The organism is Microbacterium sp. IEGM 1404 (assembly GCF_030056775.1).
Taxonomy (GTDB): domain Bacteria; phylum Actinomycetota; class Actinomycetes; order Actinomycetales; family Microbacteriaceae; genus Microbacterium.
The window spans coordinates 557,317-574,696 of sequence record NZ_JASHKP010000002.1 but is presented as its reverse complement, the minus strand read 5'-3'; the positions used below and the strand labels follow the sequence as shown (position 1 = coordinate 574,696).

14 protein-coding genes are annotated in these 17,380 nt (G+C 74.5%); 6 read left to right on the top strand and 8 right to left on the bottom strand.

Going from position 1 to position 17,380, the window contains the following annotated elements:
• Positions 1-27: 27 nt before the first annotated feature.
• Positions 28-984, top strand: coding sequence for a glycosyl hydrolase family 32 (locus QM517_RS08395; RefSeq protein WP_308208898.1), 957 nt, complete (start codon positions 28-30; stop codon positions 982-984).
• The gene (locus tag QM517_RS08390; protein WP_283286541.1) at positions 981-2,141 is read left to right on the top strand and encodes a serine hydrolase domain-containing protein; all 1,161 of its coding nucleotides are present in this window, start codon (positions 981-983) and stop codon (positions 2,139-2,141) included. The genes QM517_RS08395 and QM517_RS08390 overlap by 4 nt, the downstream gene beginning before the upstream one ends.
• Positions 2,142-2,208: 67 nt before the next feature.
• Here QM517_RS08390 and QM517_RS08385 read toward each other — a convergent pair whose 3' ends face one another.
• Genes QM517_RS08385 through QM517_RS08370 form a run of 4 tightly spaced genes read right to left on the bottom strand, consistent with a single transcriptional unit; the run spans position 2,209 to position 6,282 of the window.
• Positions 2,209-3,024, bottom strand: coding sequence for a glycosyltransferase family 2 protein (locus tag QM517_RS08385; protein WP_283286539.1), 816 nt, complete (start codon positions 3,022-3,024; stop codon positions 2,209-2,211).
• Complete coding sequence (locus QM517_RS18640) at positions 3,021-4,019, bottom strand: glycosyltransferase (protein ID WP_283286537.1); 999 nt, start codon at positions 4,017-4,019, stop codon at positions 3,021-3,023. The genes QM517_RS08385 and QM517_RS18640 overlap by 4 nt, the downstream gene beginning before the upstream one ends.
• Positions 4,016-5,152, bottom strand: coding sequence for a glycosyltransferase (locus tag QM517_RS08375; RefSeq protein WP_283286536.1), 1,137 nt, complete (start codon positions 5,150-5,152; stop codon positions 4,016-4,018). The genes QM517_RS18640 and QM517_RS08375 overlap by 4 nt, the downstream gene beginning before the upstream one ends.
• Positions 5,149-6,282, bottom strand: a complete 1,134-nt coding sequence (locus tag QM517_RS08370) for a glycosyltransferase (RefSeq protein WP_283286535.1) — start codon at positions 6,280-6,282, stop codon at positions 5,149-5,151. Before QM517_RS08370 ends, QM517_RS08375 begins: the two co-directional genes overlap by 4 nt.
• A 68-nt stretch (positions 6,283-6,350) precedes the next feature.
• Between QM517_RS08370 and QM517_RS08365 the strand changes: the two genes are divergently transcribed.
• The 3 genes from QM517_RS08365 (at position 6,351) to QM517_RS08355 (ending at position 11,454) form a co-directional block, all read left to right on the top strand.
• The gene (locus QM517_RS08365; protein ID WP_283286533.1) at positions 6,351-7,289 is read left to right on the top strand and encodes a WcbI family polysaccharide biosynthesis putative acetyltransferase; all 939 of its coding nucleotides are present in this window, start codon (positions 6,351-6,353) and stop codon (positions 7,287-7,289) included.
• Positions 7,286-9,652, top strand: a complete 2,367-nt coding sequence (locus QM517_RS08360; RefSeq protein WP_283286532.1) for a glycosyltransferase — start codon at positions 7,286-7,288, stop codon at positions 9,650-9,652. Before QM517_RS08365 ends, QM517_RS08360 begins: the two co-directional genes overlap by 4 nt.
• A gap of 161 nt (positions 9,653-9,813) precedes the next feature.
• On the top strand, positions 9,814-11,454 hold the full coding sequence (locus tag QM517_RS08355) for an ABC-F family ATP-binding cassette domain-containing protein (protein ID WP_283286531.1): 1,641 nt from the start codon (positions 9,814-9,816) through the stop codon (positions 11,452-11,454).
• A gap of 223 nt (positions 11,455-11,677) precedes the next feature.
• On the opposite strand, the gene QM517_RS08350 is transcribed toward QM517_RS08355, so the two are convergent.
• The 4 genes from QM517_RS08350 to QM517_RS08335 all read right to left on the bottom strand — a co-directional run bounded on the left by QM517_RS08350 (position 11,678) and on the right by QM517_RS08335 (position 16,150).
• The gene (locus QM517_RS08350) at positions 11,678-12,022 is read right to left on the bottom strand and encodes a LysR family transcriptional regulator (protein ID WP_077049635.1); all 345 of its coding nucleotides are present in this window, start codon (positions 12,020-12,022) and stop codon (positions 11,678-11,680) included.
• A 137-nt stretch (positions 12,023-12,159) separates the two neighbouring features.
• On the bottom strand, positions 12,160-13,692 hold the full coding sequence (locus QM517_RS08345; protein WP_283286530.1) for a GMC family oxidoreductase: 1,533 nt from the start codon (positions 13,690-13,692) through the stop codon (positions 12,160-12,162).
• 11 nt (positions 13,693-13,703) lie between these two features.
• Entirely contained in the window at positions 13,704-15,083 is a 1,380-nt protein-coding gene (locus tag QM517_RS08340; protein ID WP_283286529.1) for an alpha/beta hydrolase, read from the bottom strand.
• 164 nt (positions 15,084-15,247) lie between these two features.
• Positions 15,248-16,150 carry an SDR family oxidoreductase gene (locus tag QM517_RS08335; protein ID WP_283286528.1) on the bottom strand — a complete coding sequence of 301 codons (903 nt, stop codon included), beginning with the start codon at positions 16,148-16,150 and terminating at the stop codon, positions 15,248-15,250.
• A 142-nt stretch (positions 16,151-16,292) separates the two neighbouring features.
• Here QM517_RS08335 and QM517_RS08330 point away from each other — a divergent pair, with 142 nt between their 5' ends.
• Positions 16,293-17,375 carry a glycosyltransferase family 4 protein gene (locus QM517_RS08330; RefSeq protein ID WP_283286527.1) on the top strand — a complete coding sequence of 361 codons (1,083 nt, stop codon included), beginning with the start codon at positions 16,293-16,295 and terminating at the stop codon, positions 17,373-17,375.
• The last annotated feature ends 5 nt before the right edge of the window (positions 17,376-17,380 follow it).

Below are 17,380 nucleotides of genomic sequence, written 5' to 3'. Positions count from 1 at the left end.
CTCGACCCCTCCATCGAAACGGACATCATGACGTTCACGCTGCCCGACCACTGGGTCTGGGACTTCTGGCTCGCCCGCGACGGCGACACCCACCACATGCTCTTCCTGCAGGCGCCGATCAGTCTCGGCGACCCCGACCTGCGCCACCGCAACGCCACGGTGGGGCACGCGACCTCGAGCGATCTGCGCTCGTGGACCGTGCACGGCACGGTGCTCGAGCCCACCGGGGGAGAGGCTCCGGATGCCACGGCCACCTGGACCGGCAGCATCGTCGAGGCGGCGGCGGGGTGGCGCATGTTCTACACCGGGTCGCGGTTCCTCGAGCCGGGGCGCATCACCAACGTCGAGACCGTGCTCGCGGCGACGTCGGACGACCTGACGGAGTGGGTGAAGGACCCCGGCGTCGTGGTGGCCGCCGACCCGCGCTGGTACGAGACGCTCGCGGCCGGCACCTGGCACGAGGAGGCGTGGCGCGACCCGTGGGTGTTCGCGGACCCCGACGGCGACGGCTGGCACATGCTCGTCACCGCCCGCGCCGTCGACGGTCCGGGGCGCGATCGCGGGGTCGTCGGCCACGCATGGTCGCCCGACCTCGTGCGGTGGGAGGTGCGACCCCCGCGCAGCACCGCCGGAGCGGGGTTCGCGCACCTCGAGGTGCCGCAGGTGGTGCAGGTCGAGGGTCGCTGGGCGCTGGTGTTCTCGTGCGATTCGGCGCACCTCGCCGGTCATCGCGAGGGCGAGCGCGGTGGCATCTGGGCCGTCGCGCTCGACGATCCGCGGGGCCCGTACGACGTACGTCGCGCGACGCTCGTCGCCCCCGAGAACCTCTACAGCGGTCGGATCGCCGAGGATGCCGACGGCCGGCCGGTGCTGCTGGCGTTCGAGAACGTGGCCGCCGACGGGGCCTTCATCGGCACCCTGTCCGACCCGCTCCCGGTCCGGTGGGACGGCGACCGTCTCGTCGTGACGGAGGATCTCCGATGACCGCGGTGCAGGGCTCCGTGGCATCCGGGTTCGCCCCGGTCGCGGATGCCTTCCGCGCGGCGTTCGAGAGCCACCCGGGCATGGGCGGCGCGCTGTCGGTGCGGCTCGACGGGCGCGAGGTCGTCGACCTGTGGGGCGGTGTCGCCGACTCCCGCGACGGCCGCCCGTGGGAGCGGGACACCCCGACGGTGGTGTTCTCGTGCACCAAGGGGCTCATGTCGATCCTCGCGGCTCGGCTCGTGGCATCCGGTCGCCTCGACTACGACCGTCCGCTCGCCGAGCTGTGGCCGGAGTTCGGCACGTGGGGCAAAGAGGCCGTCACCGTCGGCGACGCCCTCGCGCACCGGGCGGGTGTCTCGGCGCCGCGGGTCGACATCAGCCGCGCCCAACTGCTCGACTTCGACGCCGTCTCGGCGATCATCGCGGCGCAGCGGCCGCTCTGGACCCCCGGTGGAGGCTGGGCGTACCACGCGCTCACGCACGGCTGGATCTCGGGCGAGATCGTGCGGCGCGCCGGGGGAGTCGGGATCTCCGCCGCCTTCGCCGAGATGGCGGACGCGGTCGGCGGCGGGGCCTGGCTCGGGATGCCGGCGGAGATCGCGGCATCCGTCGCCCACCTCGAAGTGGGGCCGACCCTCGCCGCGGGCGTCGCCGCTCAGGCCGCCGCACGCGACCCGCACGGCGTCGACTGGCTCGACCGCGCGATGACCCTGGGCGGCGCGCTGCCGCCCACGCTCGTCACCGAGGACGACGGCTTCAACGCCGACGACGTCCGCGCCGCGGTCATCCCCGGCGCCGGGGGGATCAGCACCGCCCGCGCGCTCGCCGCGATGTGGTCGGCGACCGTGGCCGAGACCGACGGCGTCCGGCTCCTCGACGACGCGACGGTCCGTGCCGCCGGGGCCCTGCGCACGAGCGGCGCTCCGGTGTTCGACGCTCCGGCGCCGTGGCCGGAGTGGGGCGCCGGGATGCAGCGGGATTCCGCCGCGCGCCGCTACCTCGGGCCGGGCAGTGTCGGGCACGACGGCGCCGGCGGACAGGTCGCGTTCGCCGACCTCGACGCCCGCGTGGGCTTCGCGTTCGTGACCAACCGCATGGAGTCCGAGGACCCCCGTGCGACCCGCATCGTGGAAGCGCTGCGGGAGGCGCTCGGCTGATCCTCCAGCGCGTGAGGTGCCAGAATTTGTCGCTTCGGGCGTGCCCGAAGCGACAATTCTTGGCACCTCACGCGCCCGGGAGACGCACCCACAGCTCGCCGCGGCGTTCGATCGCGCCGGCGGCGGCGAACGCCTCCAGCCACCCGCCCATCGGCCAGACGCCCCAGCGGCGATGGAACGCGGCGCCGTTGCGGAGGATGTCGTCGAGGTGCCGCCAGGGCGGCGAGGACACCGGATGCCACTGGTGGTAGGCGTCCGCCCCGCCCGTCCACACGAGCGGAACGTCCGAGGCCCGCGCCGTCCACGCGAGGTCGGTGTCCTCGGCGCCGTAGCCCTCGTACGCGTCATGGAAGCCGCCGAGGCGTTCCCACGTCGCCGGGGTGACCGCGAAGGACAGCGACCAGAAGAGGTCGTACTCGTCGGGCTCGGCGGTCCGCGTCTGGCCCGGGGGGAGCGCGGGGCGCGCCCGGTGCGGCCGTGTCACGTGCGGCAGGTCGACCACGGCCGGACGCTGCACGCTCGCGAGGTACGTCACGGGTCCGGCGAGCAGCGCGTCGGGATGCGCCGCGGCGGCCTCGGTGTACCGCGCGACGAGATCGGCACCCGGCAGGCAGTCCACGTCGAGGAAGACGAGCAGCTCCGCACCCTCCGCGATCGCGGCGGCGGCCGCGGTGTTCCGGCCCGCGCCCACGCGGAGTCCGTGCGGCCCGGGCGGGACGTGCCGCGTCAGGACGTCGGCATCCCGGATGCCGTCCGGCGGCGTCGCATCGAGGAAGACCTCCGCGCGGAGGGCCTCGGGGGCCACCGCGGCGAGCACCTCGCGCTGCCGTTCGAGGTGGGCCCGGCGGGCCGCGGAGGCGACCGTGAGGACCGCGACCTTCACGGGAGCATCGCCTCGATGGCCTCGGCGGCGCGCTCGGCGGCGCCGGTCACCTGCCAGCGCGTCCAGTCGGGGTCGTCGGTCGCCGCGGCCTCGACGAGCGCCACGATCCCCTCCGCGTCGATGTCGTCGGGGGCGACCCGGGCGAGGCCCCACCGGTGCAGCGCGCACGCGGTGTGCCGCTGCTCGTCGAAGGGGCGGTCCTGCGCGACGACGACCGCGCGCGCCCCCGCCGCGGCGAGGTCGGCGACGCTGTTCTGCCCCGCCGCGCTGACCACGACGGTGTGCGACGTCAGCAACGGCCACGGGTCGTCGAGGCGCGACGACGCGTCGTGTCCGATCGCGCGCGTGCGCCAGCCGGCGGCGGACAGCCGATCCTCGGCGTCGCGGCGCACGTCGTCGGCGAGCACCTGACCGAGGAAGAGCACCGATCGCTCGGCATCCCCCTCCTCCGGTGTCCGTCCGTCGTAGCGCGAGATCCCGCCCGTCCACACGACCCGGTCGGTCCGGGTGGTGAGCGCTCCGGGCGGGACCGCTCCGTGCGCCCACGGGGCGAGGATGCGGTCGGCCAGGTCGTAGGCGAGGGCGTGCGCCGCGTCGGTGCGTTCCCCGGGCTGCGTCACCGCGAGCGTCCGCAGGCCCAGCAGCCGCGCGAAGGCGACGACCTCGGCGCTGACGTCGACGACGATCGCCCGGAGGTCGGCGGCGCTCCGCGCGAGGAGCGTGAGGCGCGCGCGGTGCCCGGGATGGTCGTGCGGCGCCCAGTGCAGGGCTCCCCGGACGGTGGGGTCGGCCGTGCCGGGGTCGAACACCGTGCCGTCCTCGTACTCGATCGCGTCGGCGTCGTGGGGGAGGACGATCCACTCGACGTCGTCGCCGAGTCCGTTCGGGCGGGGCAGCGACGAGAACGCGCGCACCTTCTCGCGCAGGTGGGGCTGCACCGCGAGGAAGCGGGCGACGTGCCCGTACCCGTGGTGATGGACGTACCAGCCGATCACCACGACACCGCCGGGATGCGACGTTCGGTCGCCGGCTGCGCGGTGTGGGCGAGCACCCGCTCGACCTCGCGGTAGCGCCGGCTGAGGGCGTGCTCGCGCACCGCGGCGCGGCGGGTCCAGACGCGCGTGAGCGGTTCGCGGTGGCCCTCGGAGGCGAGGTCGCGCGCCGCGTGGGCGAGCGCCGTGACGTCGCCGGGCATGACGGCGGCCGTCCCCGGCATCCCGGCGAGGACCTCGGAGACCCCGCCGATGTCGAACGCCGCGACCGGTGTGCCCGTCGCGAGCGCTTCGGCGATGACGAGACCGAACGGCTCCTCCCACATGGGGGTGACCAGGGCCACGGCCGAGGATCCCACGAGGCGGCACAGGTCGGGCTGGTGGAGCGCGCCGACGTAGTGCGCGTGCCCGCCGAGGCGAGGTGCCACCTCCTGCTGGAAGTAGTCGACGTCGCCGATGCGGCCGGCGACGACGATCTCGGCATCCACCGCCCGGGCGGCCTCGATGGCGAGGTGCGGCGCCTTCTCGGGGACGATGCGTCCCGACCACACCCACCGCGGCCCGCCGGGACCGCGCGTCCAGCGTTCGGTGTCGATGCCGTTGGGGAACACGAACGCGTCGACACCCTCCACCGACCACGCGCGCGCCGTGGCCTGGCTCACCGCGACGAAGCGGTGCGCGCTGCCGCGCACGTACGCGGCGGCCTGGAGCATCGGTTCGAGCGGGGGCGTGTGGAGCGTCGTGACGACCGGGATGCCGGCATCCCGGCTCCACCGGATCGGGGCGGGGTGGAGGCTGTGGTTGTCGATGACGTCGACCTCGTGCCGGCCGGTCCGGAGCCGCTCCAGGAGCACGTCGTGCGCCGCGTCGGTCGCGGCGGCGTACCCCTCGGGATAGCCCGTGTCCGAGGAGTCCTCCACGCGCGACCAGGTCGGTGCGGGCAGGGCGAAGCCGGGGGACTCCTCGAGGAAGTCGGAGCCCTCCGCGGCGCACAGCGTGACCTGGTGCCCGCGGTCGCGCAGCCACCGGACGCGGTCCCACACGGTCGCCTCGAGACCACCGGCGTGCGGCTGGCGCAGCGGGTAACGCGACGGGGCGACGACCAGCACCCGCAACGGCTTCGACGCCCGGGTCATGCCGCGTGCTCCGTCCGCATCGACCGGCGGTACACCGCGACGTGGGCCTGACGCACCCGCTCGCGTTCGTCGAGCCGCTCGACCCGGCGACGGGCGATCTCCGCACCGCGCGCATCGGACCCGGCGACCGACCAGCCCTCGGCCGTGGCATCCACGATCGCCCGTTCCAGCGACACGGGGTCGCCGATGCGGAACGCGTGGAAGTCGGCGGGATGCTGCGCGGCGACATGGCCGACGCGCGTGCCGACGACGGGCACGGCGAGGTCGTAGCAGAGCTCCGCCCACCCCGAGTGCGTGCCGTGCGAGTAGGGGAGCAGGCACGCGTCGAGGTCGGCGAGCCACGCGGCGAGAGCGTCGTCGTCGAGCCGTGCCGCGCGCTCCACGGTCACGCCGTCGGTGCCGTCGGCGAGGGCGTCGATGGATGCCGCGGCGTCGGGGTCGCGCACGTTCTCGTTCAGGCGCACGACCGCCTCGATGTCGGCGCCCAGGGCGCGTAGGTCGGCGACGGCGCGGACGAGGGTCGCCACCGTCCCCACGCCGTCGATGTTGGGGCGGAGGTCGCGCAGGTGAACCCCGACACGGGTCCCGGCGTGCGGGCGGCCGACGGGAAGGGCGGTGCCGTCGACGAGGGTGGGGTGGGGGATCACGACGCTGACGCGGCCGTAGTCGCGCTCGACCTCGGCCGCGGTGGGCGCGGTCAGCGTGGTCACCTCGTCGGCCCCGGCGAGGAGCACGGCCAGCGCGGCGCGGTGCGCCCCCTGGTCGGTCAGCTGCGGGTTCTCGAGGTCGTGGACGGTGTAGACGAGCGGCAGGCCCAGCCGGCGGAGGGCGGCGACCGTCGCCGACAGCTCCTCGGTCGAGGAGGACTCGCTGCCGAAGTGCACGTGGACCACGTCGATCTCGTCGGCGTGCGCGTCCAGCCACTCGGGCAGCAGCACCTGCGGCGGCCACCACTGACCGGGGGCGGCCCCCGGCGGCGGCGGGTCGGCGCGCAGATCGACGAAGCGTTCGTCGGTGACGGCCCGCGTGTACGGGTGCCCGGCGGGCACGGCGGCGACCCGGATCCGGCGAGGGGCGGTGGCGTCGATCGGGGGTCCTCCTGAAGTGGGGCGATGGGGGATGTATCGCATCAGGAGAGGAGTCGCAAGGCAACGGGACCGTTGCGAAGGCGACGGCACCGACGGCGTACGTTCACATCATGCGCGGTAGAGAGAGCGGCTCCGAGAGCCTTGCGGACGAGGATGCGGCGGTGATAGCGCGCCGTCGGCACTACGCCGAATTCTTCGGCGATGTCCCCGCGCCGGAGGGCTACGGCGTCGTCGTGGGCAACTGCCAAGCCGAGTCGATCCGACTGGTCGTGTCGAACGACACCCACCCCGGGGTGCGGGTCCCCGCGGTGCACGAGATGGATGCCGCGGACGCCGAACGCCTGCACCGGCTGCTGGCGGGGGCGTCGTTCCTCGTCGTGCAGCCGATCCGCGACGACTATCGCGGTCTGCCGCTCGGCACCGCGCAGCTGCGCGCGGCGCTGCCCGCCCACGCCCGGACCGTGGTCGTGCCCTCCCTCCGCTACGGCGGGCTGCAGCCGTTCCAGGCCGCGATCCGGGTCCCCGGCGTCGACGAGGACCCACCGCTCGTGGCGTACCACGACGTCCGGCTGCTCGCGGAGGCCGCGGGGCTCCCGGTGGCCCCCGTGCTCCCGCCGGACGTGGTGCGGGCCGTGGCCGAGGACTCCCTCGCGGAGCTCCGCCGCCGCGAGGACCTCGGCGTCGACGTCGTGGCATCCGATCTCTACGCCCCGGTGGTGGCCGACCTGGCCCGGACGGTCAACCACCCCGGCAACGCGGTGTTCCTGCCGCTGGGGGAGCGCATCGTCGCGGCCCTCGGCGCGCCCGGGACCGCGGTCGACCCCGGGCGTCCGATCCTCGCCGGCGTGCGGGCACCGCTCGAACCGTGGGTCGTCGAGGCGTGGGACCTGGATGCCGAGCCCCGCCCCGACTGGATCGTCGCCGGCGAGATGCTCGATGCGCGCACCGTCGCCGAGGCGCACCGCGGGTGGTACGCCGCGCATCCGGAGTTCGTCACGGCCGCGGTCGAGCGTCTCGCCCCGCTGCTGCGCCGGTGGCGCGCGGCATGAGCATGCAACCGATCCTTCTGGCGCCCGCCGGGCCGCACGGGGTCGCGGTGTACGCGCGCGCCGTCGCGGAAGACGTGCGCGCTCTCGACCCTTCGTTCCGCGTCGCGACGGGCCCCGACCTCGACGCCCTGGCCGCCGGGACGCCGCTGCACGTCCATGTCACCGAGCGTCTGTGGGGGCCCTCGCCCGAGGAGGCGACCGAACGGCTCACCGCCCTGGCCCGGCGGCATCCGCTCACCGTCACCCTGCACGATGTGCCGCAGGCCTCGGACGGCGAACGCAACCGTCCGCGCCGCCGTGCCTTCTACGCCGCCGTGACGCGGGTCGCTCACGCCGTCGCCGTCAACAGCGCCCACGAGCGTGCCCTGCTCGCCGAAGAGGGCGTGTGGGACGGACCCGTCGAGATCGTGCCCCTGCCGGTGCCCGCGGTGGCTCCCGCGCCGCGCCCGCAGGCCGACGGCACCATCGGCGTCCTCGGGTACTTCTACCCCGGCAAGGGACACGACGAAGCACTCGCCGCCGCCGTCGAGGCGGGCGTCGGGCGACTGACGATCCTGGGCCGCGCCTCCGACGGACACGCCGCCGACCTCGACGCGTTCGTCCGCCGTGCCGCCGACGCGGGCGTCGCCGTGACGGTGACCGGGTGGCTCGACGACCCCGAGATGGCCGAACGCGCCCGCGCCGTGTCGGTCCCCGTGATCGCGCATCAGCACGTGTCGGCGTCGGCGTCGCTGACGTCGTGGATCGGGTGGGGGCGCCGCCCGATCGCCCTCCGCAACCGGTACGTCGACGAGATGGCCGCGCTCCGGCCGGGAACCCTGCTCCCCGTCGAGCCGTCCGCGCTCGGGGCGACGGTGCGCGCGGCGGTAGAGGATCCGGATGCCACCTGGCACGGCATCCACCCCGTCCCTCTCGGTCCTGCCGACGTCGCCCGCGCCTACCTGGCGTGGTGGGCCGCCCTGCCCGCGCCCGCCGGCGCCGCCGCCGCCCCCGTGAGTGCCGAGTGTCCAAGACACGCCGATGCGCCCCACCCCGACTCGGCGTGTCCTGGACACTCGACGCCCGACGACGCGCCGTGGGTCGTCGGGAACCGGTGGGACCTCGTCGCCGGGCGCGAGCCCGAGCCGCCGCGGGTCAGCGTCATCGTCACGCACTACGACCAGCCCGCGGAGCTCGCCCGCACCCTCGCGGCCCTCGCGCAGCAGGACCACCCGGCCGCTCGCCTCGAGATCGTGGTCGCCGACGACGGCTCCCCCGAGGCCCCGGTCGTGCCGGACGGCGTGCGGGTCGTGCGCCAGGACGATCGCGGCTTCCGGGCGGCGGCCGCCCGCAATCTCGGCGTCGCGGCGAGCACGGGCGATGTCCTGTGCTTCCTGGATGCCGACACGACCCCCGAACCCGGATACGTCCGTGCCCTCACACGCCTGCCCGCCCTCCTGCCCGAGGCCGTGACGGTGGGCCGGCGCCGGCACGCCGACTTCGCCGGGGTCGGCGTCGAGGTCCCGGTCGCCGAGGCGGGGCCGGAGCGGGAACTGCCCGAACCCGCGTGGCTGCGCGAAGAGTACGCCCGCACGGGCGACCTGCTGCGGGCCGACGACCGCTCGTACCGGTTCGTGATCGGGGCCGTGTCGGCCTGCTCGCGGCGGTTCTTCGACGAAGTCGGCGGTTTCGACGAGACGTTCACCTCGTACGGCGGCGAGGACTGGGAGTGGGTGCACCGGGCGTGGCAGGCCGGCGCGGTGCTCGCCCACGTCCCCGACGCCGTCGCCTGGCACGACGGCCCCGATTGGTCGGGGCGCGACATCGACCGCACCCGCGAGGGCAATCGTCAGACGCTGCGCCTCGCCGGCGACATCCCCGTCGCCGGGTCGGCCGGGCGGGGACTGCTTCCCGCGGCCCCCGACCTCGTGGTCCACCTGGCGGGGGAGCGTCCCGAGGCCGCCGTGTTCGTGTGCGTGGATGCCGTGCTCGCGGCGTTCCCGCGCGCGACCGTCGTCCTCGACGCGCCGCCGACGATCGCCGCGCTCGCCGCGGATCCGCGGGTGAGGTCGGGAGCGGTGCCCGACGCGCGTGTCGTGTGGCGCCTCGACCGGCCGGTGCTGTTCGACGGCGTGGACGCCCTCGCCGAACGGCTCGCGCAGCTCGGACAGGGCGCGGAGGGGCGGCTTCGCGTGAGCGCCGCCGACGGGACGATCGTCGGCACTGCGGTCTCCCGCCGGGCCCGGCGCCGCGCCGAGCGGTGGGGCGCCGAGGTCGGGTTCGACGGCGGCGAGATCGTGGCATCCGGTGTCCATGTCCTGCGCGACGAGCCGCACCTCGAGGCGTGGGTGGGCGGCTGGGGCGGCGTCGAACGCTTCGTGTGAGGGCGCTCGGCCGGTGCGGACGCCGGGGTCCCGCCGCCGTCGCGTCCGCTTCTTCGCATAAACGCGATTCGCGCGCAGAAACACGGGGACAGCGTGGTTCTGCGCGTCGATCGCGTTTATGAAGGCAGCCGCGCCGCTGCCTGCCCTGGGACAATGGAGGGATGACCGCCACGCTCGTCGCCCAGGGACTCGCCGGAGGCTACGGTCACCGCACACTGTTCGAGGGCGTTGACCTCACGGTCGCCCCGGGCGATGTCGTCGGCGTCGTCGGGGCGAACGGCGCGGGCAAGTCGACGCTCCTCCGGCTCCTCGCGGGCGTCGACGAGCCGCTCGCCGGCACGATCGCGCTCGCCCCGGCCGACGCCTTCGTCGGGTGGCTGCCGCAGGAGCACGAGCGCGTCGACGGCGAAACGGTCGCGGCGTACATCGCGCGCCGCACGGGCTGCGCCGAGGCGACGCGAGAAATGGATGCCACGGCCGCGGCCCTCGGCGACCCCGAGGCCGTGGGCGCCGACGACGCCTACGGCACGGCCCTGGAGCGCTGGCTCGCCAGCGGTGCGGCCGACCTCGACGAACGGATGCCGGTGGTGCTCGCCGACCTCGGCCTCGAGGTGGGCGCCGACGCGCTGATGACGGGGCTGTCGGGCGGGCAGGCGGCGCGCGTGGGGCTGGCGGCGCTGCTGCTGTCGCGCTTCGACATCGCGCTGCTGGACGAGCCCACGAACGACCTCGACCTCGACGGCCTCGAGCGTCTCGAGACGTTCGTCGCGGGCCTCCGCGGCGGGGTGGTGCTCGTCAGTCACGACCGAGAGTTCCTCGCGCGGTCCGTCACCCGCGTCCTCGAACTCGACCTCGCGCAGAACTCCCACCGCGTCTACGGCGGCGGGTACGACGCGTACCTCGAGGAGCGGGCGACACTGCGCCGGCAGGCGCGCGAGAAGTACGAGGAGTTCGCCGAGACCAAGGCCGACCTCGTCGCCCGTGCGCGGACGCAGCGGGAATGGTCGAGCCAGGGCGTCCGCAACGCGATGAAGAAGTCGCCCGACAACGACAAGATCCGTCGCAAGGCGTCGATGGAGTCCAGCGAGAAGCAGGCGCAGAAGGTCCGGCAGATGGAGAGCCGCATCGCGCGACTCGACGAGGTCGAGGAACCGCGCAAGGAATGGAAGCTCGAATTCACGATCGGCGCCGCGCCGCGGTCGAGCGCGGTCGTCTCGACGCTTTCCGGTGCGGTCTTCCGGCAGGGCGACTTCACTCTCGGGCCGGTGTCGTTGCAGGTGAACGGGGGCGAGCGGATCGGCATCACCGGACCGAACGGTGCCGGGAAGACGACGTTGCTGCGTGGCATCCTGGGCCGTCAGAGTCCGGACGAGGGCTCGGCGTCGCTCGGATCGAGTGTCGCGATCGGGGAGATCGATCAGGCCCGGTCGCTGCTCGTCGGCCAGCGGCCGCTCGCCGATGCGTTCGAGGGGCTCGTGCCCGAGATGAGCGCGGCCGACGTGCGCACGCTGCTGGCGAAGTTCGGGCTGAAAGCCGACCATGTCACCCGCCCCGTCGACGGGCTGTCGCCGGGTGAGCGCACGCGCGCCGGGCTCGCACTGCTCCAGGCGCGCGGCGTCAACGTGCTCGTGCTCGACGAGCCCACGAACCACCTCGACCTGCCCGCGATCGAGCAGCTCGAGCAGGCGCTGGAGTCGTACACGGGCACCCTGCTCCTCGTCACGCACGACCGCCGGATGCTGGATGCCGTCCACACCGACCGCCACTGGCGCGTCGAGGCGGGCCGGGTCGCGGAGCTGTAGCGCCGCCGCCCCAGGCGGCGCCGCCGCCGCGGCTCGGGGCGTTGCGGTTTGCGGCGGCCTGTCGCGGGTTGCCGTGCGGGAGCCACGCATAAACGCGATCCACGCGCATAAACACGGGCAGAGCGCGTTTATGCGCGTGAGAAGCGTTTATGCGCGGGAATCCGCGGCGCGAGCGGTGCGGCCCGCGGCGGCACGGCGGCGATGGCCGGAGGCGCGCAACGCGTCAGCGGCCCTGGCGCTTCTTGTACGGCTTCGGCTGGCCCTTGACGATCGGGGCGCGGCCCTTGCCCTTGGATGCCTTGGCCTTCCCGCCCTGCGCCTTCGGGGCCGCGGCCGCCTGCGGAGGCGCGTCGGCGATGCGCGCTCGCGCCTCGTCGAGGAGCAGCACCCCGGCCGGCGTCAGCGTGGTCGGCGGGGTGCGCGACACGAGCGGCTGCCCGACCTCCTCCTCGAGCTTGTCGACCGTGGTGTACAGCGAGGCGAGCGGGATGCCGAGCTTCTCGGCGGCGCGCGGGAAGTGCAGCTCCTCGGCGAGGGCGGTGAACCGGACGAGGTGCGCGAGCTTCATGGCATCCATTCTCTCCCGGGCTGCGTTCGGAACCCGTGTCAGCCCACACGTTCGGGCCGAGCGCATACCTTCGGGACATCCCCGACGTGTGCGTTGGACCCGAACGTGTGCGCTCGGCGGCCGGGCCCGCCCCGGCCCTACGCGGATGCCAGGAACCGGTCCGCCGTCCGCAGCGACAGCGCCATGATCGTCAGGGCGGGGTTGGCGGCGAGGGCCGAGGGGAAGACGCTGTTGTCGCAGATCCACAGGTTGGGGACCTCGTGCGAGCGGCCGTCGCCGTCGACCACGCCGTCGGCGGGGTCGGTCGACATGCGGGCCGTGCCGATCGTGTGCGCGGAACGCGCGAGCACGAACGTCTCCCGCGCGCCCGCGGCTTCCATCACCCGCAGCAGGAAGGCCGTCGCGTGCCGGTCGAGGGCCTTCTCGTTCGGTCCCGCGGTGAACGTCACCCGCGCGCGGGGGATGCCGAACTCGTCGGTCTCATCGGAGAGCTCGAGGCGGTTGTCGTCCGACGGCAGGCAGTCGCCGTTGATGCCGATGCCCGCCATATGCTGCGCCTGATCGAGGCGCTCCATGAGTTCGCGGCCCCACAGCCCGCCGCCGCGGGCGAGGGTCGTGGCGAAGGTGAGGGGCATCACGCCGAGGCTCTGCACGAGGTAGCCGCCGGCGAAGTCGGCGTCGCCGGGACGCATCATGTCCTCGGTGATCAGCGACGACGGGTAGCCGCGGTGCCCGCGCACGGGCTCGTCGAAGCGTCCCCACACCTGCGTCGCGCCGTGCGCGAGGAAGTTGCGGCCGACCTGCCCCGACCCGTTCGCCACACCGGTGTGCAGCAGCAGACGCGGCGTCTCCACCCCGCCGCCCGCGAGCACGAGCGACCGGCACCGCTGGCGGACGTCCACGCCGTCCTGCCGGTACACGACCGCGGCGACATGCCCCCGCGCGTCGAGCTCGATGTCGTGGACCATCGCGCCGGTGCGGATCTCCGCCCCGGCGGCGACGGCGGCCGGGAGGTAGGTGTTGGCGGTGGTGGCCTTGGCATCCACCCGGCATCCCTGGTGGCAGGCGCCGCAGTTGATGCACGCGCGGCGTTCGCCGTGGTGGTCCTGCAGGCGCGCGCGGGTGAGCACCGCGGCCGGAGCGTCGGCGTACCGGATGCCGAGCGCCTCGCACCCGCGGGCGACCAGGGTCGCGGGCGCGTTGCGCGCGGCAGGGCCGTACGCGTACGAGCGGTCGGGATCCCACGGGTACGGCGTCTGGCCGGAGACGCCGATGTCGCCCTCGACGCGCGCGACATACGTCAGCAGCTCGGCGGGGTCGAGCGGCCAGTCGCGTCCTTCGCCCGTCTCGGTGCGCAGCCGCAGGTCGCGCGCGTCGGGGCGCGGGGTGAACGCGCCCCAGTGCAGGGTCGACCCGCCGACACCGCGGCCGCTGTTGTTGGGGCCGAAGGCGGTGGGGTCGTCGCCGCCGCTCAGGCGCTCCGACATCCAGTTGATCTCGACGGCCTCGGTCTCGTCGGGCGTGAGGTCGTCGAGGGCGAAGTTCCGTCCCGCCTCGAGCGCCACGACCGAGAGCCCGCGCCGCGCGAGCTCGGCCGTCAGCGGGGCGCCGCCCGCGCCGGTCCCGACCACGACGACGTCGACGATGTCGTCGGTCCCGTGCGTGCGCATGCCGTCGAGGTTCATGCGGCGTCTCCCGTCGCGATCGTGCCGCCGACGCCGGCGGGCTCCCAGTCCTCGCGCCGTCCGAGGGTCAGTTCGACGTAGCCGCGGATCGGTGCGCGGCCGCCGGTGGCGAAGCCGTCGAACCCGGTGCGGGCCATGCTCGCGGGGTGCGCGAGCCACTGCCGCACCAGGTCGACGCGCGCGTCTTCGAGCCAGGCCGCGAGCAGCTCGGCATCCAGGGGTCCGCCCGTCGGGCCGTTCCCCTCGATGGCCGCGCCGAGGACTCTCTCGCGCTCGGCCGGGTCGGTGGGCCAGTGCGCGGCGAGGGTGTCGAGCCCGGCGCGGTAGGCCTCGGGGTCGGGTGGGAGTCCGTCCGGGCGCCACCCGTCGCCGTCGCCGCGGGCCAGCTGCGCGTCGACGCGCGCGGCGATGTCGATCGCGGGGCCGTCCTGCGGCACGACGAGATCGGCGATCTCGCGCAGCAGCGTGAGCTGCGCGAGGTCGAGCACGCGCGGCGCGTACCCGCGGTCGTCGGGCACCGCCCGGCGGTTCAGGATGCCGCGCACCCGGTCGTCCACGCGGTCGCCGGCGATGAGCCGCGCCCACTCCTCGGGCACGACCGGCCCCGCGAGCACCTCGTCGGCGACGAACGCGGCGATCGCGTCCGCCGCCTCGGTGGCGCGCTCGAGCGGGATCATGTGGCCGGTGTCGGCGAGCGCGTGGAACCGCGCCCGCGGATAGACGTCGGACAGGAGACCCGGCTGCGCGGCGGCGCCGAGGTCGGCGTCGTCCTCGCCCGCCAGCACGAGCACGGGGAGGTCGAGCGTGCCGACCTCGGCGCGCGCATCGACACGGCTCCCGGTTTCGAGCCACGCGCGCCACGCCGTCGGCGACGTGCGGCGGAGGTCGGTGAGCGCGAGGCTCTGCGCGCCGGGGTCGAGCGGCCGCGCGGTGTTCTGGTCGATGAAGGTCTCGGCATCCGGCTCGGAGATCGCCCCGTCGTTCACCCACGAGAGCATGAGCGCGCGGCGCTCCTCGTCCATCGGCTCAGGGCGCGGCGGCGACGGCGCGAGCAGCACCATCCCCGCGAGCCCGGTCAGCGGCGCGGTGCCGTTCAGCACCCGGGATGCCACGAGCCCGGCGATCTTCCCGCCCATGCTGTGACCGCCGAGGATCCAGCGACCGCGGGCCTTCTCGTTCAGGATGCCGACGACGTGCGCGACGGTGGCGTCGAGCGACGTGTCGGAGGCGGCGGTCTCCGACCCGAAGCCCGGCAGATCGATGCCCTGCACGTCCACGCGGCCCGCGAGCGCGTCACCGAGCCGGCGGAACGATCCCGCGCTCGCCCCGAGGGCGTGCAGCAGATACAGGGTGGGGACGTCGTTCGGGCTCGGCATGCCTTCACGCTTTCGCACCCCGGGGCCGACAACGGGTCGCTTGCGCCCCGCGACGTTTTACGCAAGACAGCATGCCCCCCGTCCTGCATCCCGCGTGAGTCGCCAAGAATTGTCGCCTGGCCGCCGGTGGAAGCGACAAATCCTGGCGACTCACGCGACGGGAGTTACGGCGTGACCATGCCGCCGTTGACGTTCAGCGTCTCGCCCGAGACGTAGCTGGCCTCGGCGGAGGCCAGGAACACGAACGCGGGCGCGATCTCGGCGGGCTGACCGGCGCGCTGGTACGTGCTCTCGTCGTCGAAGTGCTCCATCTGGTCGTCCGAGACGCCCTGGCTCACCTGCAACGCCGACCACGTCGGGCCGGGGGCCACGACGTTGACCCGGATGCCACGGGGAGCCAGCTGCTGCGCGAGGCCCTTCGACAGGTTGTTGATCGCGGCCTTCGTCGCGGCGTAGTCGAGCCGGTCGGGGGCGGGGACGTACGCCTCGAGCGAGGCGGTGTTGATGATCGCCGCGCCCTCGGGGAGGTGCGGGAGAGCGGCCTTGGTGATCCAGAACGGCGCGAAGACGTTGGTGCGGAAGGTCTGCTCGAACTGCTCGTCCGAGAGGTCGTCGACTCTCTCGACCATGATCTGCTTTCCGGCGTTGTTCACCACGATGTCCAGGCCCCTCAGCGCCTCGACGGCCTCGGCGACGAGGGTGCGGCACGCGGCCGGGTCGGTGATGTCGGTCGGGATCGAGACGCCGGTGCGGCCGGCATCCCGGACCTGCTCCAGGACGTGATCCGCGTCGCGCTGCTCGGCAGGCAGGTGCACGATGGCGACGTCCGCGCCCTCGCGCGCGAACGCGATCGCGACGGCGCCGCCGATGCCCGAGTCTCCGCCGGTGATCAGCGCCTTCCGGCCGGTGAGGCGCCCCAGGCCGCGGTACGTCTTCTCGCCGAGGTCGGGGACGGGCGTCATGTCGGCCTGCACGCCCGGTTCGGGCTGGTGCTGCACCGGCGGTTCGACGCGGGCGTACCGCGTGACGGGGTTGTCGAAAGTGAGCTGGTCGCGATCGGTGGTCATGCGGGCGACGCTACGCACGCTGCCGGCGGTGCGAGACCGGGTTGACGGCGTCGCGCGGGCTGTTCCTCAGCGCGGAGGTCACCCGCGGCGCGGGCGCGGAGGCGGCCGAGGAGCTCTCTCTGCCGACGCCTACCGTGACCGCGTGCCTACCCCAGACGTCCCACCGACGACCCCGCGCGTCGTCCTCCATCTCGTCGATCGCGCGACGGGAGGGGTACCGGTCGCGGTGCGCGGTTACATCGAGAACTCCCCACCGGGATTCCGTCACATCGTTGCGTCGCCGCACGGGTCGGACGGTCCGGCGGCGGTCTGGGCGGAAGGGGCGCGCGTACTCGATGCGCGCCACGTGGACTGGGACGTCGCGCACCCGCTCGTGGCGATCTCCGGCGTCCGCGCCCTCGTCTCCCGGTTCGCTCCGGACGTCGTCCACGCGCACTCCAGCTTCCCGGGCGTCTACGCCCGCGCGGCGCTGCGCGACGGCCCGCGGCGGGTCTACACGCCGCACTGCTTCGCCTTCGAGCGCCGTGACGTGGGCATGGTCGCGCGCTCCGCCTATCGCGGGATCGAGCGCGCGCTCCGCGGACGTGCCGACCTGCTCGCCGCGGCCGGTCCGGGCGAGGCCGTCGCCGCCGCGCGGCTGGGATACCCGGCGGCGCGGATCAGGGTCATCCCGAACGTGCCGTCGGTGCGGCGGGTGTCGTCTGTCCCACCCGCCCCGACGGATGCCGAGACCCTGACCGTCGGGATGCTGGGACGCTGGGCGCCGCAGAAGGACCCCGACCTGTTCGTCGGTGCGGTGCGGCGGCTGCGTGCGGACCTTCCGGGCGTCCGTGTCCGTGGGCGGTGGATCGGCGGCGGGGAGGGCGCCGACGCCGCACCCGAAGACATCGAGGTCACGGGCTGGCAGGCCCCCGACTCCGTCGCGGCGCAGCTCGGCGGACTCGACGTGTACCTGCACTCGGCCGCGTGGGAGGCGGCCGTGGCGATCGCGATCCTGGATGCCGTGGAGTGCGGGGTCCCGGTCCTCGCGCGCCCGCTCGCGGCGATGCCCGGCCTGCCGTCCGCGGTGCAGTGGGATGTCGGGCTGCGGACGCTCGTCGCCGCGGTGCGCGCGGGGAGCCTGGCCCGGTGGCAGGACGACAACCGTGCCCGGTGGGCCGAGTATCTCGGCGGGACGTTCACCGTGGAGGCCCAACGCGCGGCCCTGCGCGCCGTGTGGGGGTGAGCGCG